This is a genomic window from Xanthomonas sp. CPBF 426 (assembly GCF_903989465.1).
Taxonomy (GTDB): Bacteria; Pseudomonadota; Gammaproteobacteria; order Xanthomonadales; family Xanthomonadaceae; genus Xanthomonas; species Xanthomonas euroxanthea.
The window spans coordinates 1,475,181-1,501,408 of record NZ_LR861805.1; the positions used below are offsets into that span (position 1 = coordinate 1,475,181).

General features: G+C 66.7%; 22 protein-coding genes. 12 read left to right on the forward strand and 10 right to left on the reverse strand.

Features of this window, described 5'->3' with window-relative positions:
* Positions 1 to 167: 167 nt before the first annotated feature.
* Genes H7A87_RS06310 through H7A87_RS06325 form a run of 4 tightly spaced genes read right to left on the reverse strand, consistent with a single transcriptional unit; the run spans position 168 to position 5,870 of the window.
* Entirely contained in the window at positions 168 to 1,298 is a 1,131-nt protein-coding gene (locus H7A87_RS06310; protein ID WP_104582461.1) for a hybrid sensor histidine kinase/response regulator, read from the reverse strand.
* Positions 1,295 to 1,882 carry a chemotaxis protein CheB gene (locus H7A87_RS06315; protein WP_119128916.1) on the reverse strand — a complete coding sequence of 196 codons (588 nt, stop codon included), beginning with the start codon at positions 1,880 to 1,882 and terminating at the stop codon, positions 1,295 to 1,297. The genes H7A87_RS06310 and H7A87_RS06315 overlap by 4 nt, the downstream gene beginning before the upstream one ends.
* Positions 1,879 to 2,730, reverse strand: coding sequence for a CheR family methyltransferase (locus H7A87_RS06320; protein ID WP_180496911.1), 852 nt, complete (start codon positions 2,728 to 2,730; stop codon positions 1,879 to 1,881). Before H7A87_RS06320 ends, H7A87_RS06315 begins: the two co-directional genes overlap by 4 nt.
* Complete coding sequence (locus tag H7A87_RS06325) at positions 2,703 to 5,870, reverse strand: response regulator (RefSeq protein ID WP_119128917.1); 3,168 nt, start codon at positions 5,868 to 5,870, stop codon at positions 2,703 to 2,705. The genes H7A87_RS06320 and H7A87_RS06325 overlap by 28 nt, the downstream gene beginning before the upstream one ends.
* 156 nt (positions 5,871 to 6,026) lie before the next feature.
* Here H7A87_RS06325 and H7A87_RS06330 point away from each other — a divergent pair, with 156 nt between their 5' ends.
* Together H7A87_RS06330 and H7A87_RS06335 are read left to right on the forward strand one after the other, a co-directional pair.
* Complete coding sequence (locus tag H7A87_RS06330; RefSeq protein WP_104582465.1) at positions 6,027 to 7,190, forward strand: PAS domain S-box protein; 1,164 nt, start codon at positions 6,027 to 6,029, stop codon at positions 7,188 to 7,190.
* Positions 7,183 to 7,551: a response regulator gene (locus tag H7A87_RS06335; protein WP_104582466.1), complete on the forward strand. Its 369-nt coding sequence runs from the start codon at positions 7,183 to 7,185 to the stop codon at positions 7,549 to 7,551. Before H7A87_RS06330 ends, H7A87_RS06335 begins: the two co-directional genes overlap by 8 nt.
* Positions 7,552 to 7,647: 96 nt before the next feature.
* Here H7A87_RS06335 and H7A87_RS06340 read toward each other — a convergent pair whose 3' ends face one another.
* Entirely contained in the window at positions 7,648 to 8,997 is a 1,350-nt protein-coding gene (locus H7A87_RS06340) for a glycoside hydrolase family 16 protein (protein ID WP_119128918.1), read from the reverse strand.
* Positions 8,998 to 9,392: 395 nt separating this feature from the next.
* Complete coding sequence (locus tag H7A87_RS06345; protein WP_104582468.1) at positions 9,393 to 9,668, reverse strand: DUF2798 domain-containing protein; 276 nt, start codon at positions 9,666 to 9,668, stop codon at positions 9,393 to 9,395.
* Between the two features lie 135 nt (positions 9,669 to 9,803).
* On the opposite strand from H7A87_RS06345, the gene H7A87_RS06350 reads away from it, so the two are divergent.
* Entirely contained in the window at positions 9,804 to 10,775 is a 972-nt protein-coding gene (locus H7A87_RS06350) for a LysR family transcriptional regulator (protein ID WP_104582469.1), read from the forward strand.
* Between the two features lie 171 nt (positions 10,776 to 10,946).
* Here the strand turns inward: H7A87_RS06350 and H7A87_RS06355 are convergent, their stop codons facing one another.
* The gene (locus H7A87_RS06355) at positions 10,947 to 12,530 is read right to left on the reverse strand and encodes an alpha-L-arabinofuranosidase C-terminal domain-containing protein (protein WP_180496912.1); all 1,584 of its coding nucleotides are present in this window, start codon (positions 12,528 to 12,530) and stop codon (positions 10,947 to 10,949) included.
* 241 nt (positions 12,531 to 12,771) lie between these two features.
* Here H7A87_RS06355 and H7A87_RS06360 point away from each other — a divergent pair, with 241 nt between their 5' ends.
* Complete coding sequence (locus H7A87_RS06360; protein WP_119128919.1) at positions 12,772 to 13,821, forward strand: aldose epimerase family protein; 1,050 nt, start codon at positions 12,772 to 12,774, stop codon at positions 13,819 to 13,821.
* A gap of 53 nt (positions 13,822 to 13,874) precedes the next feature.
* Here the strand turns inward: H7A87_RS06360 and ccsA are convergent, their stop codons facing one another.
* Entirely contained in the window at positions 13,875 to 14,666 is a 792-nt protein-coding gene (gene ccsA / locus H7A87_RS06365; RefSeq protein ID WP_104582471.1) for a cytochrome c biogenesis protein CcsA, read from the reverse strand.
* Positions 14,667 to 14,985: 319 nt separating this feature from the next.
* Here ccsA and ffh point away from each other — a divergent pair, with 319 nt between their 5' ends.
* The 7 genes from ffh to rplS all read left to right on the forward strand — a co-directional run bounded on the left by ffh (position 14,986) and on the right by rplS (position 20,684).
* A complete protein-coding gene (gene ffh / locus H7A87_RS06370) occupies positions 14,986 to 16,362 on the forward strand; it encodes a signal recognition particle protein (protein WP_046342053.1) in 1,377 nt (458 codons plus the stop codon).
* A gap of 171 nt (positions 16,363 to 16,533) precedes the next feature.
* A complete protein-coding gene (locus H7A87_RS06375) occupies positions 16,534 to 17,604 on the forward strand; it encodes a nitronate monooxygenase (RefSeq protein ID WP_119128920.1) in 1,071 nt (356 codons plus the stop codon).
* Positions 17,595 to 18,392: an aminotransferase class IV family protein gene (locus tag H7A87_RS06380; protein WP_119129223.1), complete on the forward strand. Its 798-nt coding sequence runs from the start codon at positions 17,595 to 17,597 to the stop codon at positions 18,390 to 18,392. Before H7A87_RS06375 ends, H7A87_RS06380 begins: the two co-directional genes overlap by 10 nt.
* 98 nt (positions 18,393 to 18,490) lie before the next feature.
* Entirely contained in the window at positions 18,491 to 18,751 is a 261-nt protein-coding gene (gene rpsP, locus H7A87_RS06385; protein ID WP_011036396.1) for a 30S ribosomal protein S16, read from the forward strand.
* A 43-nt stretch (positions 18,752 to 18,794) separates the two neighbouring features.
* Positions 18,795 to 19,307 (forward strand): ribosome maturation factor RimM, encoded by a 513-nt coding sequence (gene rimM / locus H7A87_RS06390; protein WP_104585468.1) that lies wholly within the window; start codon positions 18,795 to 18,797, stop codon positions 19,305 to 19,307.
* 66 nt (positions 19,308 to 19,373) lie between these two features.
* Positions 19,374 to 20,132, forward strand: a complete 759-nt coding sequence (trmD, locus tag H7A87_RS06395) for a tRNA (guanosine(37)-N1)-methyltransferase TrmD (protein ID WP_119128921.1) — start codon at positions 19,374 to 19,376, stop codon at positions 20,130 to 20,132.
* Positions 20,133 to 20,276: 144 nt separating this feature from the next.
* A complete protein-coding gene (gene rplS / locus H7A87_RS06400; RefSeq protein WP_005989873.1) occupies positions 20,277 to 20,684 on the forward strand; it encodes a 50S ribosomal protein L19 in 408 nt (135 codons plus the stop codon).
* Positions 20,685 to 21,023: 339 nt separating this feature from the next.
* Here rplS and H7A87_RS06405 read toward each other — a convergent pair whose 3' ends face one another.
* Positions 21,024 to 22,508 carry an MATE family efflux transporter gene (locus tag H7A87_RS06405; protein ID WP_104585472.1) on the reverse strand — a complete coding sequence of 495 codons (1,485 nt, stop codon included), beginning with the start codon at positions 22,506 to 22,508 and terminating at the stop codon, positions 21,024 to 21,026.
* A gap of 288 nt (positions 22,509 to 22,796) precedes the next feature.
* Here H7A87_RS06405 and H7A87_RS06410 point away from each other — a divergent pair, with 288 nt between their 5' ends.
* Positions 22,797 to 23,204, forward strand: a complete 408-nt coding sequence (locus H7A87_RS06410) for an RNA-binding S4 domain-containing protein (protein ID WP_119128922.1) — start codon at positions 22,797 to 22,799, stop codon at positions 23,202 to 23,204.
* 563 nt (positions 23,205 to 23,767) lie between these two features.
* Here the strand turns inward: H7A87_RS06410 and katG are convergent.
* Entirely contained in the window at positions 23,768 to 26,014 is a 2,247-nt protein-coding gene (gene katG, locus H7A87_RS06415) for a catalase/peroxidase HPI (RefSeq protein ID WP_119128923.1), read from the reverse strand.
* Between the last annotated feature and the right edge of the window lie 214 nt (positions 26,015 to 26,228).

The window sequence follows — 26,228 nt, forward strand, 5'->3', positions numbered from 1 at the left end:
CGCACCCGCGGCACGCTGCGTGACGCGTCCTGGATGAGCTCGTCAGGTAGGGGTATCCCGTCGCGATGGGCCGGCGTTGCGGAAGGCCGCCGGCATCGGCATTGCGCGGGCCTGGATCAGACCGCAGGCCCCGCCGCGGCAGACGCTCGGTGGGCGGTCCGGTGCAATTACGCGGCCAGGTTGTGGCGCCGCAGGATGGCTTCGAACACCACGTCGCCGTCTTCGTTGCGTGCCTGCAGCGTGCCGCCGTGCGCCTTGACGAACTGGTCGGCGATGAACAGGCCGAGCCCCAGGCCCTGGCTGGCATGGAAGCTGGCCTTGAACGGCTCGAACAGCCGCGGCATCAGGCTGTCGGGGATGCGCCCGACGTTGCGCACCGACAGCCGCAGCGTGTCGCGTTCGCGTCCGTCCAGGTGCACCCGCACCGGCTCGCTGCCACCGTGCAGCACCGCGTTGCCGACCAGATTGGACACCACCTGTGCCAGGCGATCGCCATCGCCATCGCCGTGCAGGTCGCCCTCGGTACGCAGGTCGATCGGGGTGTGCGGATTGGCCTGTGCCACTTCGCCCACCACGCTGTGGGTAACGTCGCCGAGATTGCAGGGGCCGAACTGCATCGACAGCCCGTCGCTGCGCAGGCGCGAGAAATCCAGCAGCTGCTCGACCATCCGCGCCATCCGCCGCGCGCTGTTTTCCAGGTGATCGAGCGTGCGCGCGGCCGAGCCATCGGCGTCCACATCCAGGCTGAGCTTGTCGGCGCACAGCAGAATCACCGACAGCGGCGTGCGCAGGTCGTGGGTGAGCACGGCCATCATGGTTTCGTTGAGCGTGAGCGCGCGTTCCAGCGAGGCATTGCGTGCCTTGAGCAGGCGCCGCTGCTGGTACAACTCGATGAACACATTGACCTTGCTCAGGATCACATGCGGCTCGATCGGCTTGTGCAGGAAATCCACCGCGCCGGTTTCATAGCCCTGGAACGCGCGCATCGGATCGTTCGGCGAGGCGGTCAGGAAAATGATCGGCACATGCCGGCTGCGCTGCGAGCCGCGCATCAGCTCGGCCAGCGAGAAGCCGTCCATTTCCGGCATGTGCACATCCAGCAATGCCAGCGCCACATCGTGTTCGAGCAACAGCTCCAGCGCCTGCGCACCGGAGGCGGCGCACAGCACCTGGATGCCGTCGCGCTGCAGCAGCGCTTCCATCGCCACCAGGTTCTGCGGCACATCGTCGACGATCAGCAGCTTGGCCGGTTCGTCATCGTTGCTGGTTGTCGCCAGGCCGGTCGCGGTGAGGTTCATGGGTGAAAGGTTTCCAGTCGGCTGCAGATCGCCTGCAGGGTGAGCACCGCATCGGCGCCGGCATGGGCGAGCGCGGAGGCGGGCATCAGCGGTGAGGCGGCATCGTCGGGGCGCTGGATCCAGGCGCTGCCGCCGACCGCGCGCACCGCCGCCACCCCGGCGCTGCCGTCGCTGCTGGCGCCGGTGAGCAGGATCGCCAGCAGGCGCTGCCCGAACACGTCGGCAGCCGATTCGAACAAGGGGTCGATCGCCGGACGCGAGAACAGCACCGGTGCATCCATCGACAGCGCCAGGCTGTCGCGCGTTTCCACCAGCAGATGGTAGTCGGGCGGGGCGATGGTCACGCTGCCGACGAGCAGCGGCTGCTTGTCTTCGGCCTCGCGCACCGGCAAGGCGCAGCGGGCATCCATCAGCTCGGCAAGGTGGCTGGTGCGGTCGCGCGGCAGATGCAGCACCACCAGCACCGGCATCGGCAGATCCGCAGGCAGGCTGGACAACAGCGCCTGCAAGGCCACGACACCGCCGGCAGAGGCACCGATCACCATCGCGTCGAACTGTGCTGCCGCCGTGTGCAAGACGTTCATGCGGCCGCCTTGCGGAACAGGCGCTGCTCGCGCGCCACGGTTTCGAACGCCTGCGCATGCGCGCCGAACTGCAGCGACTCCTTGCTGCCCAGGCCCAGGAAGCCTCGATGCACCAGCGCATCGTAAAACAGGCCCACTGCACGGTCCTGCAGGCTGCGGTTGAAATAGATCAGCACGTTGCGGCACGACACCAGGTGCACTTCGGAAAACACCGTATCGGTGGCCAGGCTGTGATCGGCGAACACGATATTGCGCTTCAGACGGCGGTCGAACACCGCGCCATCGTAGGCGGTGGTGTAGTAGTCGGACAGCGAGCTGCGGCCGCCGGCGTCCAGATAATTGCGGCTGAACTGCGCAATGCGGTCGATGCCGAAAGCGCCGGCTTCGGCCATGCCCAAGGCTTCGGGATTGATGTCGGTGGCGTAGATCACCGCCTTTTCCAGCAGGCCTTCTTCGTGCAGCAGGATGGCCAGCGACCAGACTTCCTCGCCGGTGCTGCAGCCGGCCACCCACAGCTTGATCGACGGATAGGTACGCAACACCGGCACCACATGTTCGCGCAGGACGCGAAAGTAGGCCGGGTCGCGGAACATCTCCGACACCTGCACGGTGAAGAACTGCATCGCCTGCGCGAAGGTGTCCGGTTCGTGCAGCAGGCGGTGCTGCAGGTCGGCCACGCGCGTGCACTCCATGCGCGCCATCGCGTGGCGCATGCGCCGGCGCAGCGAGGACACCGCGTAATCGCGGAAGTCGTAGTGATAGCGCTGGTAGACCGCTTCCAGCAGCACCCGCAGCTCCAGATCGAACAGCTCCACCGCGTTCATTGCCGCGAGCACCACACACGGCACAGCGACACCAGCTTGTCCACGTCGATGGGCTTGGCGATGTAGTCGTTGGCGCCGGCCTCCAGGCAGCGTTCGCGATCGTCGGCCATGGCCTTGGCGGTCAGCGCGATGATCGGCAGATCCTGCCACTGGCGATTGGCGCGGATCTGGCGCATCGCGGTCAGCCCGTCCATCTCCGGCATCATGATGTCCATCAACACCAGGTCCACCTCGTGCTTGGCCAGATGTTCCAGCGCCTCGCGGCCGTTGCGGGCGATCTGCAGCGTCACGCCGAGCGGTTCGAGCACGCTGGAGAGCGCAAAGATGTTGCGCACATCGTCTTCGGCCAGCAGCACGGTGGCGCCGTCCAGTACCGCGTCGCGGCGCCGCGCTTCGCGCAGCAGGCGTTGCTGGTCGCTGGGCAACGAGGCTTCCACGCTGTGCAGGAACAGCGTCACCTCATCGAGCAGACGCTCGGGCGAGCGCACCCCCTTGATGATGATGCTCTTGGAGTACCGGCGCAGGCGCTGTTCCTCGTCGCGGGTGAGCGCGCGCCCGGTGTAGACGATGACCGGCGGAAACGCCACCGCGTCGTTGCCGGCCATGCGTTCGAGCAGGTCGTAGCCGCTGCCGTCGGGCAGCGCCAGATCGGTGACCATGCAGTCGAAGGTCGAGCCGGCCAGCTGCTGCATCGCGTCGGCAATGCTGCCCACCGCGATGATGTCCAGCTGGTCGCGCGCCAGCAACAATTGCAGATTCGCGCGCAGGGCGCTGTCGTCTTCGACGATCAACAGGCGGCGTACCGCGCGAGCATTGGTGTCCTCCAGTTGACGGATCGCACCTGCCAGCAGCTCGCGCGTGGCCGGCTTGATCAAATAGCCCACCGCGCCCAGTTCCAGCGCGATCTGGCTGCGCTCCAGCGCCGATACCACATGCACCGGAATATGGCGCGTGGCCGGATCGCGCTTGAGGCGTTCGAGAACGCTCAGGCCAGACGCATCCGGCAGGCCGAGGTCGAGCAGGATGCCGCTGGGGCGCAGTTCGGCTGCCAGGCGCAGCGCTTCTTCGGCGCTGGGCGCCACCACGCAGTCGAAATCCAGTTCGTGCGCCAGGTCGACCAGCGCCTGCGCAAAGCGTGCTTCGTCTTCCACTGCCAGAATCAGCCGGCCGGGGCGGGTGCGTTGGTCGCGATCGTCGTCGGCGCGCTGCAGCGGCGCAGTGGCGGTTGCCGGAATCGGCAGCGGCAGCGGCATCCCGGTGGACGCCACCGTGGCGCGCCCATCAAGCCGCGAGGCCATGGCCGTGCCGCTGGCGAACCGCGACGACGGCGTGCCGCCGAGTGCCGCGCCCGCGTTTGCCGGCGCGGCCATCGCCAGCTCGGCCGGGGCGCCGTCGATCGGCAATTCCAGCGTAAAACAGCTGCCGCGCCCCGGCTGGCTGTCCACGCGGATGCTGCCGCCCATGCGCTGGGCCAGATCGCGCGAGATCGACAAGCCCAGGCCGGTGCCGCCATAGCGACGGCGTGTGCTGCCATCGGCCTGACGGAACGCTTCGAAGATGATCTCGGTCTGTTCGTGCGCGATGCCGATGCCGGTGTCGTTGACCTTGAACAGCACCCGGCCCGGCGTATGCGCCTGGATCGACAGGCTGACGCTGCCGTGCTCGGTGAACTTGATCGCATTGGCCAGCAGGTTCTTGAGGATCTGCTGCAGGCGCTGGCTGTCGACGACCAGTTGCGTCGGTGCATCGGATTCGGCAGCCAGCTGCAGGGCCAGGCCTTTCTGGCGCGCCAGCGGCTCGAAGGTTTCGCGCAGGCGCTGTACCACCGAGCTGGTGGCGATGGTTTCGTCGGCCAGTTCCACATGCCCGGCCTCGATCTTGGACAGGTCGAGAATGTCGTTGATCAACGCCAGCAGATCGTTGTTGGACGACAGGATCGCCTGTGCGTACTTCACCTGCTCGGGGCTGAGCGTGCCGTCCTTGTTGTCCGCCAGCAGCTTGGCCAGGATCAACGCGCTGTTGAGCGGCGTACGCAACTCGTGCGACATGTTGGCCAGAAACTCGGATTTGTAGCGCGAGGCGGTGGACAGCTCGTTGCTGTTGCGCACCAGCTGATTCTGCGCCACCAGCAAGGCCTGCTTCTGCGCTTCCAGTGCCTGGGTGCGTTCTTCCAGCTGCACATTGGTCTGTTCGAGTTCGGCTTGCTGCATCTCCAGATCGCTCTGCGATTGCTGCAGGCTGCGGCTCTGTTCCTCCAGCTCCTCGTTGGCCACGCGCAGCTCTTCCTGCTGGGTCTGCAGTTCTTCGCTTTGACGCTGGGTTTCTTCCAGCAGGGCCACCAGCTGCGCGCGCAGCAATGCCGTGCGCAAGGCCAGGCCGATGTTTTCGCCGCAGCGTGCGAGCAGCTCTTCTTCGCGCGTGCGGGCGATGCCCGGTGCGGCGGCGCGGCCCAGTTCGAGAATGCCGATCACCCGCCCATCGGCGATGACCGGCGCCAGCAGCAGTTCCTGGCAGGCGCTGCGGCCCAGGCCGGAGGCGATCTGCAGATGTCCGGCGTCCACGCCGCGCACCCGGCGTACCGTGCCACCACGCAAGGCCTCGCCGAGCTGGCCGGCATCGGTCGGCAGCGTCCTGGATGCATCGGCCGGCAGCGCGGTGCCGCCGGTCAGCCGCAGGCGGTCGCCTTCGATGCGATACAACGCGCCGACCTGGGCATCCAGCGTGTCGCACAGTGCCTGCACGGCCGCATTGGCCAGATCGTCCGGGCTGTGGTCGCCGCGCAGACTCGCTTCGACGGTGTTTTCGGCCTGCTGCAGCCATAACGCCAGTTCGGCCTGACGGCGCGCGCGGATGGCCTGCATCACCACCAGCGCCATCGCCAGGAACGAGACCCCACCGATGCTGCGGTTGATCGAGGAGAAACTCGAGCTGGTACTGGCCGGCGCCAGCTTGAAGCCGACCGCCAGCAGCATGCACGACAGCGCGGCGACCACCAGTGGCGCCTGCACGCGATTCTGGAAGACCGTCACGCCCACTGCGACGAAGTAGGTCAGCCACACTGCATAGCCGAGTGGGGTGACCAACTCCACGCCGAGTGTTCCCGCCATCAGGGCCCCCGCGATCACCCACACCCAGCGGTCGCGTGTGGTCGAGATGTTCTGCATGACGGCGCGGACCTGACTGGGGGGCGGTCATGGTAGCCGATAAGTTTCACGCGCAAATCGCCGGTATTTTGACGCTTTGCAGTCGGGTCGGCTTGCACGCAGCCTTCACGCACCCGTCACTATGGTCGCGCGCTTTTCCGGGGGAAAAGTCGCGCGATGGATGCGGAGACGGCCGTCGACAGTGCGGGGCCGCTTTCTCACGACAGCCGGCAGTGCCAGCTGTTGGTGCAGAGCGTGTCCAATTACGCGATCTACATGCTCGATACGGGCGGCCATGTGTGCAGCTGGAATCCCGGTGTCGAGCGCATCAAGGGCTATACCGCCGCCGAGGTCATTGGCTCGCACTTCTCGCGTTTCTACCTGCCCGAGGACGTGCAACGCGGCGAGCCGGCGCAGAATCTGGACACCGCCAAGCGCGAAGGGCGCTTTGCCACCGAGGGCTGGCGGCTGCGCAAGGACGGCAGCCGCTTCTGGGCGAGCGTGGCGATCGAACCGGTGCTGGAATTCGGCGTCCTGGTCGGGTTTGCCAAGGTCACCTGCGACATCGACCAGCGACACCAGGCGCAGCAGCTGTTGCAGCAGGCGCAGCACGCCCTGCTGCAGTCGCAGAAGGTGGATGCGCTGGGCCGCCTGACGCTCGGCATGGCGCACGATTTCAACAATCTGCTGACCGTGATGGTGACCAGCCTGGATCTGATCGCGCTGCGTGCCGGCGACGATGCGCGCACGCGCATGCTGGTGGAAGCAGCGCAGACCGCAGTCGATCGTGGCACCTTGCTGACGCGCCAACTGCTGTCCTTCGCACGTGGGCAGCGGCTGATTCCCGAGCGCCATGGCGCCAACGCGGTGGTGACGCGCTCGCTGGAGCTGCTGCGGCGTGCCTGCCCGGCCGGGATCGTGCTGTCGCTGGCGTTCGCCGAGCAGTTGCCCGATATCCGCGTGGACCCTGGCCAACTGGAAGCGGCCTTGCTCAATCTGGTGTTCAATAGCTGCGATGCCATGCCCGGCGGCGGCAATATCGTGCTGGAAACGGCCGTACAGCAGCGTGTTGCGCCGTCCGATCCGCATGGCCAGCCGTGCAATTACGTCAGTATCGCCGTGCGCGATGACGGCCCCGGCATGTCCGCGCACGTGGCGCGATGCGCCAGTGAGCCGTTTTTCACCACCAAGGACGTGGGCAAGGGCTCGGGCCTGGGATTGAGCCAGGTGTATGGCTTCGCCTCCCAGTCCGGCGGCTTCGTCGAGCTGGACACCGCTCCCGCCCGCGGCACCACCGTTACCCTGTTTCTCCCGGCCATCGAGGAGGCTGAGCATGACTGAACCCCTGCGTCTGTTGATGGTGGAAGATCAGCAGGAATTGCGCGAACTGATCGGCGAGGCGCTGCGCGATGCAGGCATCACCGTCGAGACCGCCGACGACGGCCATAGCGCCTTGCGCATGCTGCGCGAGAATGGCCCCTATGATGTGGTCTTCAGCGATGTCCGCATGCCCAACGGCATGTCGGGCATCGAACTGAGCGAACACGTGGCGCAACTGCTGCCGCAGGCGCGGGTGATCCTGGCCTCGGGATTCGCAAAGGCGCAGTTGCCACCGCTGCCGGCGCGGGTGGATTTCCTGCCCAAGCCGTATCGTCTGCGTCAGCTGATCGACGTGTTGAAAGGCGTTGCAGCCAACGCCTGAGCATGGGCTGCGCCGGTCGCGCGCTGCCGAAGCCGCTGCATGGAATTGCGCGGCCATCGTGTGGCGCCTTCGCCGGGATTGCTGCGTGGATGCCGCTCAACGGCTCTGGTAATACACCTTGTCGATGGCGATCTCCACCGGCGCGGCGGGTGGATCGGCCACCAGCATGAACATCTGTTTGACCGCCTGCAGGTCCAGATCGTAGAACGCACTGAAGGGAATGCTCACCTCGTGCCAGGCGCCGTCGCGCACCAGGCCGTACTGATTGCCGCCAGTGGCGAAATCCACCCAGCTGTCGCCGAAGCTGGTGTTGATGCCGATCTTGAACGTCGACGGCGTGGTGGTTTTCAGCTGCAGCTTCAGCGCGCCGCCGGCGTAGGCGGCCATGTTGCGATAGTCGGTCTGGATGCCCAGGCCATACCAGGCACCGGCGTTGGCGCGGTACGCCATCACGTTGCTGCCTTCGAACGGCGCCTGCGCAATCGGGGTGAGGTTGTTCCACAGATACAGCTCGGCATCCTGGCCGAACTGCAGCCGCCCGCTGGTGTCGGCCTGCTCGGTGAACACGCCAAAGCGCCCTGCCGGCGCGGCATGTTGCGCGCCCACGTACAGCTGCGAACCGGGATTTTGATACAGGCGGATGTAATCGACCTCCATCCTGCCCGGCAGCGGCGCGGTCACCGCCGCAGGCGAGGTGATACCGGTATAGCTGCCGCCCACGGCGAGGTTGAGCAGCAGATACTGCTGCTGGTGGAATTCGTGCAGCGAGGCGCCCTCGATATTGGAGATCGCAAATTCGAAGTATTGCTGGCCGTCGATCGACACGCGGATGAACTGCGGGTCCCAGGTCATGCGGTACGCATGGAAGTCGGCATGCAGATCCACGGGGCTGGTGTAGCTGGTGTCGTAGTCTGCTTGCTGGCCGTTGTAGTCCCAGTGCACGGCGGCGCCGATACGGCGATTGGCGGTGCCATTGGCGATCGCCGCGGCCATGCCGGCTTCCATCAGGTCGATCTCGCCACGGCCTGGCCACACGCCGATGGTGCCCAGCATCCAGTATGCCGGCCACAGCCCGTTGCCCACCACCGGCGTCTTGATGCGCGCTTCCAGCGTGCCGTACTTGAAGTGCATGCGGCCTTCGGTCTTCAGGCGCGCCGAGGTGAACGGCATGCCCTGGAACGCTTCGCGCCGCGCTTTGATCACCAGCCGGCCATTCTCGATGCGCGCGTTTTCGGCGCGGCTGGTGTAGTACTGCATCTCGCCATTGCCCCAGCCGCACAAGCCGATCTGGCAGCCGTTGCCGACATCGTAGGTCCACTTGTTGCCATCGATGCCGGGCCCATTGAAGTTGTCCTCCCACACCAGGGTTTGCGCGTGCGCGCCTGGTGGCATCGCCACGGCCCAGAGCAGGGCGAGCTGCACAGCGGCACTGCGTCGCGTGTTCATGCGTGCTTCTCCAGAAAGTGGACCGATGTCCATGGAGACGTGACGCTGCGCAGCGGCTACTTCAGTGTCAAAGCGATTGTGTGGCGCGTTTCAGTTCCGTGGTGTTCATTCCGGAATAGTCCATCATTGGCATGACGGCGGTCGCAGACTGCATGCACCGGATGTTGCGCGGCAGCAGCTGGCTGCGAATGTCCGCTGCCGGCAGGTGGCATGCGCAGCGTCCAGGTCGGAACATTCAAGCGGGGGAGATGGCGGGTCGACGATGCATGCGAGCGCGTGCAGCCTCTGCAGCAATGCCTCGTCCTGGATGCCACTGCGGCAGGCAAGGCGCATGCTGCTGCGCATCGGTACGCTTGCCGTACGGCCGTTTCCGGGCATGCTCGCGCACGCCCGACTCAATGCCCGGCGTGCACCGTCCACGCCACCAGTCGTATCACCAGCGGGCGCACCACCAGCACGCAGCAGAATGCGGTAGGCATCGCAATGCGGTAGGCGTCCAGCACGCGCCACAGGTAGCCGGGGGCCAGGCCGGTATTGGCGCCCGTGATCACCAGGCACATCAGCAGGGCCATGATCGCGGCCATGTAGAACGCGAACACGAACGGCGTGGTGCGCACGCCGAGTTTCCAGCGCGGGCGCATCAACGGGGAGGAAGGGGGAGATGTCGACATGCAATGGCCTCGGTTGCCGCGGATCGGCACGATGGGCAGCACTGTAGGGACGCCACCGCGGCCGGGGTAGATCGCGTAGCCTTGCGGCTTACGTAAGAAAAACTTACGAATCGTTTGGTAATACTTGCCTATTCAATGAACATTCTTCAGTCCATCCGCAGCTTTGTCAGCACTGTCGATGCCGGCAGCATTGCCGGAGGCGCCAAGTTGCTGGGGATCAGTGCCGCCGCGGTCAGCCAGAACATCGCGCGTCTGGAACAGCATCTGGGCGTGCGTCTGCTGCACCGGACCACGCGCAGCCTGGCGCTGACCGAGCGCGGCACGCTGTACTTCGAACAGGTGCGGCAGCTGGAGCGCGATCTGGAGCGCGCGCGGCAATCGGTGGCCGGGCCGCAGCAGGCTCCGGCGGGGCGATTGCGGGTGGCCAGCACCGCGGCCTTCGCGCGGCACGTACTCGCTCCGATGCTGCCGGCCCTGCGTCAGCAGTATCCGCAGCTGGAGATCGAGCTGCTGTGTACCGACCGGGCTGTGCAGCACGCCCAGGAAAGCGTGGATGTCAGCCTGCGCATCGAAGCGCAGCTGGAAGACGGCCTGGTGGCGCGCTGCATCGCCCAGGTGCCGCTGGTGGTCTGCGCAGCGCCCGAGTATCTGGCGCGCTGCGGGACGCCGCAAACCGCGGACGACTTGAAGTATCACGATTGCCTGCTGCTGCGTTACCCGGTCGACGGACGCTGCCTGCCGTGGAATTTCGTGCGCAATGGCGTGCGCTTCCAGCCGGAGCTGGGCAAGGCGATGGTCAGCGACGATATCGATGCGCTCGCTACCATGGCCACCGCCGGCGGCGGCATCGCGCGCCTGGCCGCCTATGTGGTGCAGCCTTATCTGCAGCGCGGCCAGCTGCAGCCGCTGTTTGTCTCCGCCCTCGGCAGCAGCGCCCAGGCATTGCCGGAACCGCTGCGGATCTACCTCTGCGTCGCCGACCGCCGCGACTTCACCCCCAAGGTGCGTGCCTTCATGCAGCACGTGCTCGAACGCCTGCCCGTGCAATGGCGTATCGCCGAACCCACGCTGGCGCCTGCGCCCGCCCAGGCGGCAACCGGCGTATAGCCGGCATTCGACATCTGGAGACCGCCCGGTAGCGTGCCCTGGTCCACAAGGCGCACGCAGGCGTCCTGCGCGGGCGTGCGATGCGTCGAGAGCATTCGCCTTGCAACACCGTTTGCGCAGCCATCGCTCGCCAGCCACTGCGGCGACGGCAGCTGGTGCCGCCGCCATCACTCACTCCAGCTTGAGCATCACGATCGAACGCGCCGGCAAGGCCACCGTCAAGGCCTTGCCTCGTACCCGTGCGCCCGTGAACGCCTTCGGCTCCACCGCATGCGGCTGGGCAAAGGTGTTGTGCGTGGTGATCGCCGGCGCGGTGAGGATCTGCCCAGCCACGCTGCTCGGTGACAGGCCTTCTACCTGCACGCTCACGCTCGCCGCTGCGTTGGCCGCCAGATTTGTCAGCGCGATGTAGACGTGTCCGTCCTTGGCCTTGACCGCCGAGCCGTGCACCGCGGGCACGTGGACATCGCCGTGGCGATACTCGGGTGTGCGTAGTTGCAGCGGCAGCTGGGTGGCGTCCTGGTAGGGCTTGTACAGCGCGAACACGTGGTAGGTCGGCGTCAGCACCATCTTGTCGCCGTCGGTGAGGATCATCGCCTGCAGCACATTGACCATCTGCGCGATGTTGGCCATGCGCACGCGTTCGGCATGTGCGCTGAAGATGTCGATGTTCAACGCGGCCACCAGTGCATCGCGCAGGCTGTTTTGCTGATGCAGAAAGCCGGGGTTCGCATCCGGCAGCCCGGCGTACCAGGTGCCCCATTCGTCCACCACCAGCGCGACCTTCTTGCCCGGGTCGTAGCGGTCCATGATCGCGCTGTGTTTGCTGATCAGCTCGTCCATCACCAGCGTGCGCGACAGCGTGTCGATCCAGGCGGCTTCGTCGAAGTCGGTGGAGGAGGCGCGCGGCGGCCAGCCACCGGGCACGGTGTAGTAGTGCAGGCTCAGGCCGTCCATCAGCGTGCCGGCCTCGCGCATCATCACTTCGGTCCAGTGGTAGTCGTCGTTGTTGGGGCCGGGCGCGATCTTGAGGATCTTCTGGTTGGCCGGTGCCTTGACGAAGGTCTGGTAGCGCCGATAGACGTCGGCCGCGTATTCCACGCGCATGTTGCCGCCGCAGCCCCACAACTCGTTGCCCACGCCGAAGTAGGGTACCTGCCACGGCGCGTTGCGGCCATTGGCGCGGCGCTCGTTGGCCAGGCTGGAGCGGGTGGGTGCGGTCATGTATTCGGCCCACTGCGCGATTTCGTCCGGCGCCGCATTGCCCACGTTGCCGGCGATATAGGCCTGGGTGCCCAGCAGTTCGGTGAAGTCCATGAACTCGTGCGTGCCGAAGCGGTTGGATTCTTCCACGCCGCCCCAGTGCGTGTTGACGCTGACCGGGCGCCTGGCCGGCGCGCCGACGCCATCGCGCCAATGGTATTCGTCGGCGAAGCAGCCGCCGGGCCAGCGGATGTTGGGCACGGCAATCGCCTTCAGCGCGGCCAGCACATCGTTGCGATAGCCACGCGTATTGGCAATCGCCGAGTCCTCGCCGACCCACACCCCGCTATAGATGCCGGTCCCCAGATGCTCGGCGAACTGGCCGAACAGCTGCCGCGACACCTGCGCGCCGGGCTGGTCCGCGCGCAGCGTGCCGGTCACCTCGACCTCGGCAGCAGAGGCGGCGAGCGCGCTGGCGACCACGGCCGCGCCAACGACAGCCTGCAACAGCCGTCTGGGCGATATCCGCAAGGCGGGAAGAATCCACTGCATCGGCTTGGCGCTCCTGTGCTGATCGATCGAGGTGGTCGCACGCCGCAGCGTCGGCGGGCGCGCCGCTAGCCTAGTGCCTGCAACCTCGGCTTGTATTGCTGCATCGCGATCAAGCCGCCGAACGCTGGTGCATGCCTTGCCGCCATCGCCATCGCTGCGCGCCGGGATGTGCGCCGGGGCATGGTCGTCGACCGCGCTCCCCCGCTATGCTCGCCAGCTTCCAGTATCGGCGGGACGATCCATGCAGCGAGTGTTCGGGCAGTTGCCAGGCGGTGTCGAAGTCCATGCGCTCACGCTGCGCAGCGATGCCGGACTGGAGGTGGAAGTGCTCACCTACGGCGGCATCCTGCATGCGCTGCGGCTGACCACCGCGCGCGGGGTGGTGCCGCTGCTGCTGGCATTGCCGGATCTGCCGGCGTACGCCGCCGATGGCGACAGCCTCAACATCCTGGTCGGCCGCTTCGGCAACCGCATCGCCGGTGCGCGCTACACGCTGGACGGCGTCACCCACACGCTGGCCGCCAACGAAGGGCGTAACCAGCTGCACGGCGGCCTGCGCGGCTTCGGGCGGCGCGTGTGGAGCGTGCTGGAGCAGGCGCCGGACCAACTGCTGCTCGGTTACCACTCGCCCGACGGCGAAGAAGGCTATCCCGGCAATCTGCAGGTGCGCGCGCGGCTGCAGCTGCAAGGGCGCCGCCTGCAGCTGGACTTCGAGGCGCAATGCGATGCCGCCACCCCGTTGAACCTGACCCATCACCCCTACTTCAATCTCTCCGGCGACCCGCATCGGCGCGCCGCGCTGCAGGTGCTGCGCGTGCCGGCCGATCGCTATCTGCCGGTGGATGCCGAATCGATCCCGACCGGCGAGATCGCCTCGGTCGCCGGCACGCCGTTCGATTTCCGCCATGCGGCGGCGCTGGCCGACAATATCGACCCATCGCACCCGCAGGTGGTGCTGGGCAAGGGCTACGACCAATGCCTGGTGCTGGCCGCCGGGGCCGAGTGCGTGGCCGAGCTGTACTCGCCGCACAGTGGCGTGGCGCTGCGCATCAGCAGCGACGCGCCGGCGGTGCAACTCTGCGAAGGCCAGCATCTGGACGACCACCATCCCGGCCTTGGCCGCGGCGTCTGCCTGGAGCCGCAGGACTACCCGGATGCGCCCAATCACCCCAACTTCCCGTCGACGATCCTGCGGCCCGGGCAGGTCTACCGCCGCCGCATCGCCTATCACTTCGCCGACCCGGGGCCGGATCAGCCCTGGGCGGCGGTGAGCGCTGCGCTGGACGCCTGAGAGGGGGTATCGCAACGATGGGGCGGCCGGGGAGGCTCCTAAAGCCAAGCCGATCAGCGCGGCCCCAGCACCAGTTCGATCACGAACTTGCTGCCGAAGAACGACAACACCAGCAGCGCCATCGCGGTCAGCGTCCAGTGCACCGCCTTGGTGCCGCGCCAGCCGTTGCGCCAGCGGCCGATCAGCAGCGCACCGAACACGATCCACGACAGGATGCTGAGCACGGTCTTGTGCAGCAGCCGCTGCGCCAGGAAGTCCTGCACGAACAGCAGGCCGGTCAGCAGGGTCAGGCTCAACAGCACGAAGCCCACCGTGATGGTGCGGAACAGCAGCGTCTCCAGCTCGGTCAACGGCGGCAGCGCGCGCAGCCAGGTGTGGAAATCGCGCCGGCGCAGGGCCCGCTCCTGCAGCCACAGCATGATCGCCAGCAACGCGGCGATACCCAGCGTGGCATAGGCCAGCAGCGCCATCCACGCATGCAGTTCCAGCCGCCAGCCCAGGTCCGAGCTCGGTTCGTGGCCGTAGGCGTGGTAGCAGGCCAGCAGGATCGCCGACAGCGGGAACACCACCACACCCACCGCCGCCATGCGCCCGCGCGCGCCGAACACCGCCGTCAGCGCGGCCATGCCCAGGCCGCTCAGCGAGAGCGCTGCGAAGAAATGCATGTCCGGCCCGCCGGCGGTGCGCAGTGCCACCAGCACGTGATACCCGGCGTGCACCGCCACGGCCGCCAGCGCCGGGATCAGCCAGCGTGCGGGCGCCTGGTTGCCATCACGCAGCACCGACCGGGTGAGCAGCGCCGTGGCCAGCAGATACAAGGCGAACGCGATGAGAACGATTGTCATCGTGTCAGTTTCGCATATTGGTGGGGCGGGGAATCGGGAATCGGGAAAAGCGGGTTGCGAGCTGCAGGCTGACGCTGGGCGGCTTGCGGGGGCAGGCCGCGAGTGGGTGGGGCGGGCCTGGGATGGGGCGGCCGCTGGTCCGGCGGCTGTGGTTTCTGTCCATCGCGGCGCTGGCGCTGGCTGGCCGCGCGCATGGACGAGCGGTGGTGCGGCGGCGTCCCGGCTGGCTTGACCGGCCGGGCAGCGGGGCCGCCGGGGCGGCGCGTTGGCCGGTGCCGCTATAATCGACGCCCGTTTCCCCTCACGCGGTCCCTTGCGCATGTTCGAGTCCCTTACCCAACGTCTCTCCGGCACCATGGAGCGCCTGCGCGGCCGCGGCCGCCTGACCGAGGAGAACATCCGCGAAGCCACCCGTGAAGTGCGCATCGCCTTGCTCGAAGCCGACGTGGCGCTGCCGGTGGTGCAGGCGCTGATCGAGCGCATCAAGGTGCGCGCGGTCGGCCAGGAAGTGCTCAAGTCGCTGACCCCGGGCCAGGCGCTGATCAAGATCGTCCGCGACGAGCTGACCGCGGTGATGGGCGCAGCCGCCACCGACCTCAACCTCAACGTGCCGGCGCCGGCGATCATCCTGATGGCCGGCCTGCAGGGCGCGGGCAAGACCACCACGGTCGGCAAGCTCGCCAAGCACCTGAAGGAAAAGCGCAAGAAGAAGGTCATGGTGGTCTCGGCCGACGTCTATCGCCCGGCCGCGATCGAGCAGCTCAAGACCCTGGCCGAGCAGGTCGGTGTGCTGTTCTTCCCGTCCGACGCCTCGCAAAAGCCGGTCGACATCGTGCGCGCCGCCATCAGCGATGCGCGCAAGTCGTTCGCCGACGTGCTGCTGGTCGATACCGCCGGCCGCCTGGCGATCGATGCGGCGATGATGGACGAGATCAAGGCGCTGCACGCCGCGGTCAACCCCACCGAAACCCTGTTCGTGGTCGATGCGATGACCGGCCAGGACGCGGCCAACACCGCCAAGGCCTTCGGCGAGGCGCTGCCGCTGACCGGCGTGGTGCTGACCAAGACCGACGGCGACGCCCGTGGTGGTGCCGCACTGAGCGTGCGCTACATCACCGGCAAGCCGATCAAGTTCGTCGGTACCGGCGAAAAGACCGACGGCCTGGACGTGTTCCACCCCGACCGCGTCGCCAGCCGCATCCTGGACATGGGCGACGTGCTCTCGCTGGTGGAGCAGGTCGAGCACAGCGTCGACCAGGAAAAGGCCGCCAAGCTCGCCGCCAAGGTGGCCAAGGGCAAGAAATTCGACCTCAACGACATGAAGGAACAGCTCGAGCAGATGCAGAACATGGGCGGCATCCATGGGCTGATGGACAAGCTGCCGGGCATGGGCCAGATCCCGGACAACGTCAAGCAGCAGGTCACCGGCAAGGAAGTGCCGCGCATGATCGCGATCATCAACTCGATGACCAAGAAGGAGCGGCGCAACCCGGCCCTGCTCAACGGCTCGCGCCGCGCCCGCATCGCCCGCGGCTCCGGCATGCAGCCGGCCGACGTCAACAAGCTGATGAAGCAGTACCAGCAGATGGAAAAGATGATGGGCAAGCTGGCCGGCGGCGGCATGAAGGGCCTGATGCGCAACATGAAGGGCATGATGGGCGCCATGGGCGGCCGCGGCGGCATGCCGTTCCGCTGAGTTTCTAGCAGCAACACGCACAGTGCGTGCCGCGACACGCATGCGTTGGGTCAAAAATGTCGGGCCGACGTTGATCGCCCCACTGCGCACGCGCGCCGCCTGCAGGCGGTGAGGGGACGTCCGGATGCACGGGCGGTTACCATGAAGTCTCATGATTTCAGGCCGCGCACGATGGGTTCGTTTTCGCATGTCAACGCCTTCCAGCAGCGTTTTGGTTTAGGACTCCCGATCCTGCTCAGCCCCATGGCCGGCGCCTGCCCGGTGCCGTTGTCGGCGGCGGTTGCTGCGGCCGGCGGCATGGGTGCGATGGGCGCGGTGTTGTCGCAGCCGCAGGACATCGTGGCGTGGATGGCGGCCTTCCGTGACGCGAGCACCGGGCCTGCACAGGTCAATCTATGGATTCCCGATCCGGCACCGGTGCGCGACGCCGCTGCGGAGGCGCGCGTACGTAAGTTTCTGTCGCAATGGGGGCCGCCAGTTCCCGAGGACGCGGGCGATGCAACTCCGGCCGACTTCGATGCCCAGTTCGAGGCCTTGCTCGCCGCGCGGCCTGCGGTGGCCTCGTCGATCATGGGCGTGTTTCGGCCTGACCAGGTTGCACGCCTGAAGCACGCCGGCATCGCCTGGTTCGCCTGCGCCACCACGCTGGACGAAGCGCGTGCGGCCCAGGCGGCCGGTGCCGATGCGGTGGTTGCGCAGGGGGCCGAGGCCGGTGGGCATCGTGGTGCATTCGATGCCGGTCGCGCCGAGCGGCAGATGACCGGGTTGTTCGCCTTGTTGCCACGATTGGTCGATCACCTGGATCTTCCGGTGATCGCCGCAGGCGGCATCGCCGACGCGCGCGGCATTGCCGCGGCGCTGACACTGGGCGCAAGTGCCGTGCAGATCGGCACCGGCCTGCTGCGCACCCCCGAGGCGGCGCTGCCAAGCGCCTGGGCCGATGCCCTGGCCCAGGCCGAACCGGAACAGACCCAGCCGACCCGCGCATTTTCCGGCCGGCTGGGGCGTGCGCTCGCCACGCCGTATGTGCATGCGTCCGCCGCCGCAGAGGCACCGGTGCCGGCGCCGTATCCGGTGCAGCGCGCGCTGACCGCGCCGATGCGTCAGGCCGCGGCGCGCGACAATCGCCTGGACACCATGCAGGCCTGGGCCGGCCAATCGGCCTGGATGGCACCGGCCCAGCCTGCCGCGCAACTGGTGACCCAGTGGTGGGCGCAGGCGCAGGCGCTGGTGTGCCGCTGATCTTCTGCAACGGTGCAGTGGCGACAGCGCAGCAACTGGGCGCCGCCGCACTGATCAACTACGGCCACTTCACCACGTTGCAGGTGCGCGCCGGTGCGGTGCGCGGGCTGGACCTGCATCTGCAGCGGCTGCAACACGACGGCACTGCCTTGTTCGGTGCAGCGATCGATGAGGCATCCCTGCGCGCCCAGTTGCGCGGTGCGTTGTCGGCTGCGGACTGCGCCGATGCCAGCGTGCGCATCACTGTGTTTGCGCAGGATTTCGACCTGCGCGATCCATCGCGGCAGCTTGCGCTCGATGTGCTGATCTCCATCGCGCCCGCCGCCCGGATGCCAGCCACCGCACTACGCGTGCAGCCGGTCTGCCACGTGCGCGAGCAACCCCGGCACAAGCATGTCGGCACCTTCGCGCTGCTGCACCTGCGTCGCCAGGCCCTGGTGGCCGGCTACGACGATGCCCTGCTGGTCGACGCCCAGGAGCATCTGCTGGAAGGTGCCTTCTGGAATCTGGGCCTGTGGCAGCAGGGCAGGGTGGTGTGGCCGCAAGGACCGGCGCTGCTAGGCACCCAGCAGCGTCTGCTGCAGGCAGGCCTGCAAATGCTCGGGATCCCGCAGGAGTCGCGCCCGGTCATGCTGGGCGAACTGGACGGGTTCGATGGGGTGTTCAGCTGCAATGCGCGTGGTCAGCAGGCGATCGTGCAAGCCGGAGCGGCGTCGTGGCCGGCGCAGGCCGCGCAACTGCCATTGCTGGAGCAGGCCCTGCAGACCCAGGCCTGGCAAGGGATCTGAGCGAATTGGGGGTGACTTGGCTTCGCCGCCGGAGCCCGCTATAATCGCCGGCTTACCGCGCCATTCTGGCGACTGGGCAACTTTAGGAAAACGACACCATGGTCAAGATTCGACTGACCCGCGGCGGCGCCAAGAAGCGTCCGTTCTACCACATCATCGTGACCGACGTGCGCAGCGCGCGCGATGGCCGCAATATCGAGCGTCTGGGTTACTACAACCCGGTTGCACAGGGCGCAGAACCGCGCGTCGTGCTGGATGTCGCACGCGTCGACCATTGGGTCGGCCAGGGCGCCCAGCTGACCGATAAGGTGCGTAACCTGTATCGCGAAGCCTCCAAGTCCCAGGCCGCTGCGGCCTGATCTTGAGGGCCGGGCGTCACCGCCCGGCCCAGAGTCGACGCAGATGAAGCCGACCGAGCGCCGCATCCTGTTAGGCAGGATTGTCGGCGCTTTTGGTGTCAAGGGCGAGCTCAAGCTCGAATCCTGGACCGAGCCGCGCAGTGCGATCTTCCGGTATCAACCGTGGATCGTGCGGACGCCCTCGGGGCAGGAGTCGGTCGTGAGTGGCGTCCGTGGACGCGATCAGGGCAAGAATCTGATTGCAGTGTTCCCGGACGTCGGCGACCGTGACACCGTCGAAGCCATGCACGGGACCGAGATCTATGTCTCGCGCAGCGTGCTGCCGCCACCCAAGCCCGATGAATACTATTGGGTGGATCTGGAAGAGCTGCAGGTAGAAACCGTCGAGGGCGTCAAGCTCGGCACGGTGTCACACCTGTTCTCCACCGGCTCCAACGACGTGATGGTGGTGCGCGGCGATCGCGAGCGGCTGGTGCCGTTCGTGCTGCCGGATTTCGTCAAGTCGGTCGACTTCGACGCCAACCTGATCGTGGTGGACTGGGATCCGGATTTCTGATCAAGGCGGTGCCCCGGCTCCGCGCTTGCTCTATCCATTCCCAATCCCGATTTCCGACTCCCGCTAGTGCGCATCGACGTCATCAGCCTGTTCCCCGAGTTCATTGCGCAATGCGCAGCGTTCGGCGTGGTCGGGCGGGCGCAGGAGCGTGGCCTGCTGGAATTGCAGGGCTGGAATCCGCGCGAGCATGCGCAGGGCAATTACCGCCGCGTGGACGACCGTCCGTTCGGTGGTGGGCCCGGCATGGTGATGTTGATCGAGCCGTTGCGGGCCTGTCTGGACGCGGTGCAAGCGGCGGACCCGCGTCCGGCGCCGGTGATCTATCTCAGCCCGCAGGGGCGGCCGCTCACCCAGCCGCTTGCCCGCGAGCTGGCGCAGTTGCCACGCATGGTGTTGTTGTGCGGGCGCTACGAAGGCGTGGACGAGCGTTTTCTGGCGCAGGCGGTGGATATGGAAATCTCCATCGGCGACTACGTGTTGTCCGGTGGCGAGCTTGGCGCGGCGGTGCTGGTGGATGTGGTGACGCGGTTGCAGGAAGGGGTGTTGAACGACGCCGAATCCGCAGCCCAGGACAGTTTCGAAGGCCCGCAAGGCCTGCTCGACTGCCCGCACTACAGCCATCCGTCGACTCATGACTGGGGCGATGTACCGGAGGTATTGCGCTCGGGCAATCACGCTGCAATTGCGCGCTGGCGTCGGCAGCAGTCGCTGGGCCGGACCTGGTTGCGTCGCCCGGACCTGCTCGACGAGGCCGGGTTGGACAAGAACGATCGCCGTCTGCTGGACGAGTTTCGCCGCGAACTCGCCCAAGGCGACGAGAAATAAGGGCTCACCCCTAGCTCTTGCAATATCGATTGGGGTACAATATGCGGCTTGCTGGCCAGCCTTGCGTCTGGCCCTCCTACGAACCTCGAGCAATCGCCGTGCGGCGACTGCCGGTCCAATATCACCAGACACGCGGTGCCCATCATGAGCAAACTCAACAAGACCATCCTGGCTGACTTCGAAGCCGCCCAGATTCAGCGCAAGCTTCCCGAGTTCAACCAGGGCGACACCGTCGTGGTGAACGTCAAGGTGAAGGAAGGCAACCGCGAGCGCGTGCAGGCCTATGAGGGCGTCGTGATCGGTACCAAGAACGCCGGCCTGAATTCCGCCTTCACCGTGCGCAAGATCTCGCACGGCTTCGGCGTCGAGCGCGTGTTCCAGACCCACAGCGCCATCATCGACTCGGTCGAAGTGAAGCGTCGCGGTAAGGTTCGCGCCGGCAAGCTGTACTACCTGCGTGGTCTGGAAGGCAAGGCCGCCCGCATCAAGGAAGATCTGGCCGCCGCTGCACAGGCCAAGGCTGCTCGCCAGGCTGCTGCCAAGGCTGAGTAAGTCACCGGCAGGCTTGTCCTGCTGATGCCAGACGGCCGCCTTCGGGCGGCCGTTTGCGTTGTGGGAATCGGGAATCGGGAATCGAGATTAGGGAATCGGATTGGGGATTTGGTGGTGGTGGTGCGTGCGTGAGGTTCGCGGGGTAGGCGAGCGCGTGCTGCGTTGGTCGAGGGAAAGACGTCCTGGCAGCTGCCCGCTAGGTGTTCCGTGGACTTGGTCGAGTGGATCACGCACCAGGCGGCCATGCGCTGGATCGATCATCTCAACAGGGCACCCGGCTGATAGGTTCGACCTGGCTTGATTTCGGTCGATACTGCTGCCCGGTGATGCCGGCCGACATCAGCGCTGGCGGTGCTGCGGCAATGCTGCGATCGGCGCGGTATCGGCGACCGGCGAGGCCGGATGCGCCGGTACTTCGGCAGCGGCGGCCAGCTCCGCAGGATTCGCCGGATGCGCTGGCGTGGTCAGCATGCGTGCCTTGCGCCAGCCGCCCCAGCGGTAATACGCCAGCGACAGCAGCATCGAACACACCGAGCTGATCGGAAGGCTCCACCAGATGCCATCGGCTCCCAGGTGCGGAATCAAGGCGTTCGCCAGGGGCACGCGCACGCCCCACAGACCGAAGGCCAGGATCAGCAGCGGCGGGATCACCGCGCCAGTGGCCCGCACCACGCCGGAAATCACAAAGCTCACGCCAAACAGCAGGAACGACCAGATGCCGATGTGATTGAGATGCCGCGCAACCTCCAGTGTCGGGCTGTCGCTCGGCAGGAACAGCGCCAGCGTCCAGCGGTCGAACACGATCAGCAGCCCGATCAACACACCGGTCATCAGGAAGTTGGCGACGATGCCGGTGCGTGCGGTTGCATCCACACGCGTCCACAATCCGGCGCCCACGTTCTGCGCCGCCATCGTCGAACATGCCGCGCCCAGCGCCATCGCCGGCATCTGCACATAGGTCCATAGCTGCAACGCAGCGCCGTAGGCGGCGGCGGTGTCGGTGCCGAAGCCGTTGACCAACGTCATCATCGCGATCATGGCCAGCGAAATCAGCACCATCTGCAGGCCCATCGGCACGCCCTTGACGATGAGCGCGCGCAGGATCGTGGGCGCGATGCGGAACAGGTGCAGGTCGCCGCGTCCCAGCCACAACACATGACGCTGACTGCGCAGGTACAGCAGCAGACCGCCCAGCGCCACTGCCTGCGCCAGCAACGTGGCCCAGGCCGCGCCGGCGATGCCCAATGCCGGAAACGGCCCCAGACCGAAGATCAGCAACGGGTTGAACACGATGTCCAGCACCACCGACACCAGCAGAAAGCGGAACGGCGTGCGGGCATCGCCGGTGCCGCGCAGTGCCGCCGACAGGAACGCGAACACATAGATCAGCGGCATGGCCAGGAAGATCACCCGCAGGTACTGCTCGGCCAGCGTCTGCGATGCCGGCGGCGTGCCCATCGCAGTCAACAGGTGCGGCGCCAGAAACCAGCCCAGCACCGCGATCAGCGCCGACAGCCCGCCGAAGAAACTGGCGCTGGTGCCCATGACCTTGCGCGCCTGCGCAATGTCGCGCGCGCCCATCGCCTGGCCGATCAGGATGGTCGAAGCCATGCCGATGCCGAACACCGAGCCGATCAGGAAGAACATGATGCTGTTGGCATTGGCTGCCGCAGTCAGCGCCGCCTCGCCGAGGTAGCGACCTACCCAGATCGCGTTGATCGAGCCATTGAGCGATTGCGCGATATTCCCCGCAAGGATCGGCATCGCGAACAGCAGCAGATTCTTGCCGATCGGGCCTTCGGTCAGGACAGCGGATTTGGGCATCGCAGACGCGCCGTGGGACGGAAGCTGCGAACACTAGCATTGGCTTGTGTGAGGCATGCGGTTGCCCGGCGTTTCGAGGACGCGGGGCAGGCACCCGTTCTGCGGTTCTGCCTGTATCGGTCAGCCAGGGCGTGGTCGCGTGCCAGGTCCTGCAGCTCGCCATGCTTGAGTTCCGGCGAAGGTGCCCAAATGTTTTTTGTTCAACGCAGCCCGTTGCGAGGCGCCGCACCAGCGGCGATCACGACAGCGGCCTGTGGCCCCATTGGACCCGACGGCAAGCACAACGCGATGACTCAACTGGTGGAACAAGCGACGACGGTCAGGCTGGATGTCTGGCTGTGGGCGGCGCGCTTCTTCAAGACGCGCAGCCTGGCCAAGACGGCGGTGGACAACGGCAAGGTGGATGTGGGCGGCCAGCGGCCCAAGCCCTCGCGCACCCTGCGCACCGGCGAGCAATTGCGCATCGACCGCGGTGGCGAAATCTTCGAGATCACCGTTGCCGCGCTGAGCGATGTGCGTGGCCCGGCACCGGTCGCACAGACGCTGTACCTGGAAAGCGATGCCTCACGCGAGGCGCGTGCACAATGGCGGCTGCAGCGTGCCGCCGAACGCACCGGCTATCGCGCACCCGAGGGCAAGCCGGACAAGCGTGCACGCCGGCTGATCAACGCGCTGGGCGATATCGACGCGTTGTAGCAGTGCGTGGCTGCCCGCTGCGAATTGGGTGATGGACGTAAAACACCCAGAGCGTTGCCGTTCACGCAAGAGGAAACGGCGCTTCCCAGCTGAGTCGAGTGTGCGGCGCCCTCACCAATTGCGGGACACGCGGTGAATCCGTCCCTGTAGGCTCGGTGGCGGCATCCATGTCGCCCCACGGTCCCGCAATTGGCGAGGACACCACACCAGATAGCTGATCGGTTGTTTGCTTAAACGCTTGTCGTTGATCGGCTTGCGCTAGGAAATTGGCTGACGCTTCTTTGTCAGAACACCAGGGCACCGTGCCTGCTCTCACCAAGCACACCGACCATCCCGCCTGGTCCTTGCCCGCCCACCGTCGCGGGACCTTACGCGGCATGGATGCCGCGTAAGAGCCTACAAGGACGTACTTGCGGCGTGTCCCGCGATGGTGGGCGGGCAAGGGCCTTGCAGCCAAGCCGCAGAACAGCCGCTCCACGGACGTCTTCAGTGTGCCGAGTCGAGCTCTTGCGTGTATTTCAACACCGCTGCAGGCGCACGCACGAGGGCGTGCGCCTTGCAACTCAGGCCAGATCGAAACGATCCAGCTGCATCACCTTGGTCCAGGCGGCAACGAAGTCGTGCACGAACTTCTCCTGGGCATCGGCACTGGCGTAGACCTCGGCCACCGCACGCAGGATCGAGTTGGAACCGAACACCAGGTCCACGCGCGTGCCGGTCCACTTCTGTTCGCCGGTGCTGCGGTCGCGGCCTTCGTACACCTCTTTCGCTTCGGAGGTGGCTTTCCATTCGGTGCGCATGTCGAGCAGGTTGGCGAAGAAGTCGTTGCTCAGCACGCCGGGGCGGGCGGTGAACACGCCGTGCCTGGAGTCGCCAACATTGGCGCCGAGCACGCGCAGGCCGCCGACCAGCACGGTCAACTCGGGCGCGGTCAGCGTCAGCAGCTGTGCCTTGTCGATCAGCAGTGCCTCTGCCGGCACTGCGTAGCGCTGCTTGGCGTAGTTGCGGAAGCCATCGGCCACCGGCTCCAGCACCGCGAAGGACTCGACATCGGTCTGCTCCTGCGAGGCATCGGTGCGGCCGGGTGCGAACGGCACGGTGACGCTGTGGCCCGCAGCCTGTGCGGCGCGCTCGACCGCGGCGTTACCGGCCAGCACGATCAGGTCGGCGAGCGAGATCTGCTTGCCACCCGACTGTGCGCCGTTGAAGTCGGCCTGGATGCGCTCCAGCGTGCCCAGCACCTGCGCCAGCTGCTCGGGCTGGTTGGCCTGCCAATCCTTCTGCGGTGCCAGCCGGATGCGTGCGCCGTTGGCGCCGCCGCGCTTGTCCGAGCCGCGGAAGGTCGACGCAGATGCCCACGCCGTGGACACCAGCTGCGCCACGCTCGGGCCGGAGTCGAGGATGGCCTGCTTGAGGGCGGCGGCGTCCTGCGCATCGACCAGCGGGTGGTCGACGGCCGGCACCGGGTCCTGCCACAGCAGTTCTTCGCTCGGCACCTCCGCCCCCAGGTAACGCGAGCGCGGCCCCATGTCGCGGTGGGTGAGCTTGAACCAGGCGCGGGCGAAGGCATCGGCGAACTGGTCGGGATGCGCATGGAAGCGACGCGAGATGGCCTCGTAAGCGGGGTCGAAACGCAGCGCCAGATCGGTGGTGAGCATGGTCGGCCGATGCTTCTTCGACGCATCGTGCGCATCGGGGATGATGGCGTCGGCATTCTTGGCCACCCACTGGTGCGCACCGGCCGGGCTCTTGCTCAGCTCCCACTCGAACTTGAACAGGTGGTCGAAGAAGTCGTTGCTCCACTGCGCCGGGGTGGTGGTCCAGGTGACTTCCAGGCCGCTGGTGATGGTGTCGGCACCCTTGCCGCTGCCGTAGCGGTTGTGCCAGCCCAGGCCCTGGCTCTCCAGCTCGCCGGCTTCCGGCTCGGCACCGACGTTGTCGGCCGGGCCGGCGCCGTGGGTCTTGCCGAAGGTGTGGCCGCCGGCGATCAGCGCCACGGTCTCTTCGTCGTTCATCGCCATGCGTGCGAAGGTGTCGCGGATGTCGCGCGCGGCGGCGACCGGGTCGGGCTTGCCGTCCGGGCCTTCCGGATTGACGTAGATCAGGCCCATCTGCACGGCGGCCAGCGGGTTCTCCAGATCGCGGGTGTGCGGCACTTCGCTGTCGTCGTCCTTCACCAGCACGCCGTGCGCTTCGTCCACGCCGGGCGAACCGCGCGAGTAGCGCTCGTCGCCACCCAGCCACTTGGTTTCCCGGCCCCAGTACAGGTCCTGATCCGGTTCCCAGGTGTCTTCGCGGCCACCGGCAAAGCCGAAGGTCTTGAAGCCCATGCTTTCCAGCGCGACGTTGCCGGTGAGGATCATCAGGTCGGCCCAGGAGATCGCCTGGCCGTACTTCTGCTTGATCGGCCACAGCAGGCGGCGCGCCTTGTCCAGGCTGACATTGTCCGGCCAGCTATTGAGCGGTGCGAAGCGCTGCTGGCCGCGACCGCCGCCGCCACGCCCATCGCCGATGCGGTAGGTGCCGGCGCTATGCCAGGCCATGCGCACGAACAGCGGGCCGTAATGGCCGAAGTCGGCCGGCCACCAGTCCTGCGAGTCGGTCATCAGCGCACGCAGTTCCTGCTTGAGTGCGGCCAGATCGATGCGCTTGAACGCCTCGGCGTAGTTGAAGGTCTGGCCCAGCGGGTTGGACTTGCTCGAATGCTGGCTGAGCAGGTCCACGCGTAACTGCTTGGGCCACCAATCGCGGTTAGTGGTTCCGGTACCGACGACGGCGTGGTTGAACGGGCACTTTGCTTCGGTTGTCATGGCAATACCTGTGTGCGTGAGCACCTGGGGAGCTGTGTGCCGAAACTGCGGACACGCGCTGGTGGAATTGAAAGGGCGGGCAATGCGTCAGGGGTGGTCATCCACGGCGCACATGCGGCCGTGGGGGCATCGAGAAGCGTCGCCGCGTATGGCGATGCTAGCGCCTGCCTGCAGGGGCCGGTATGGGGCGATGTGCAGAGTGTGACTGGCAGAC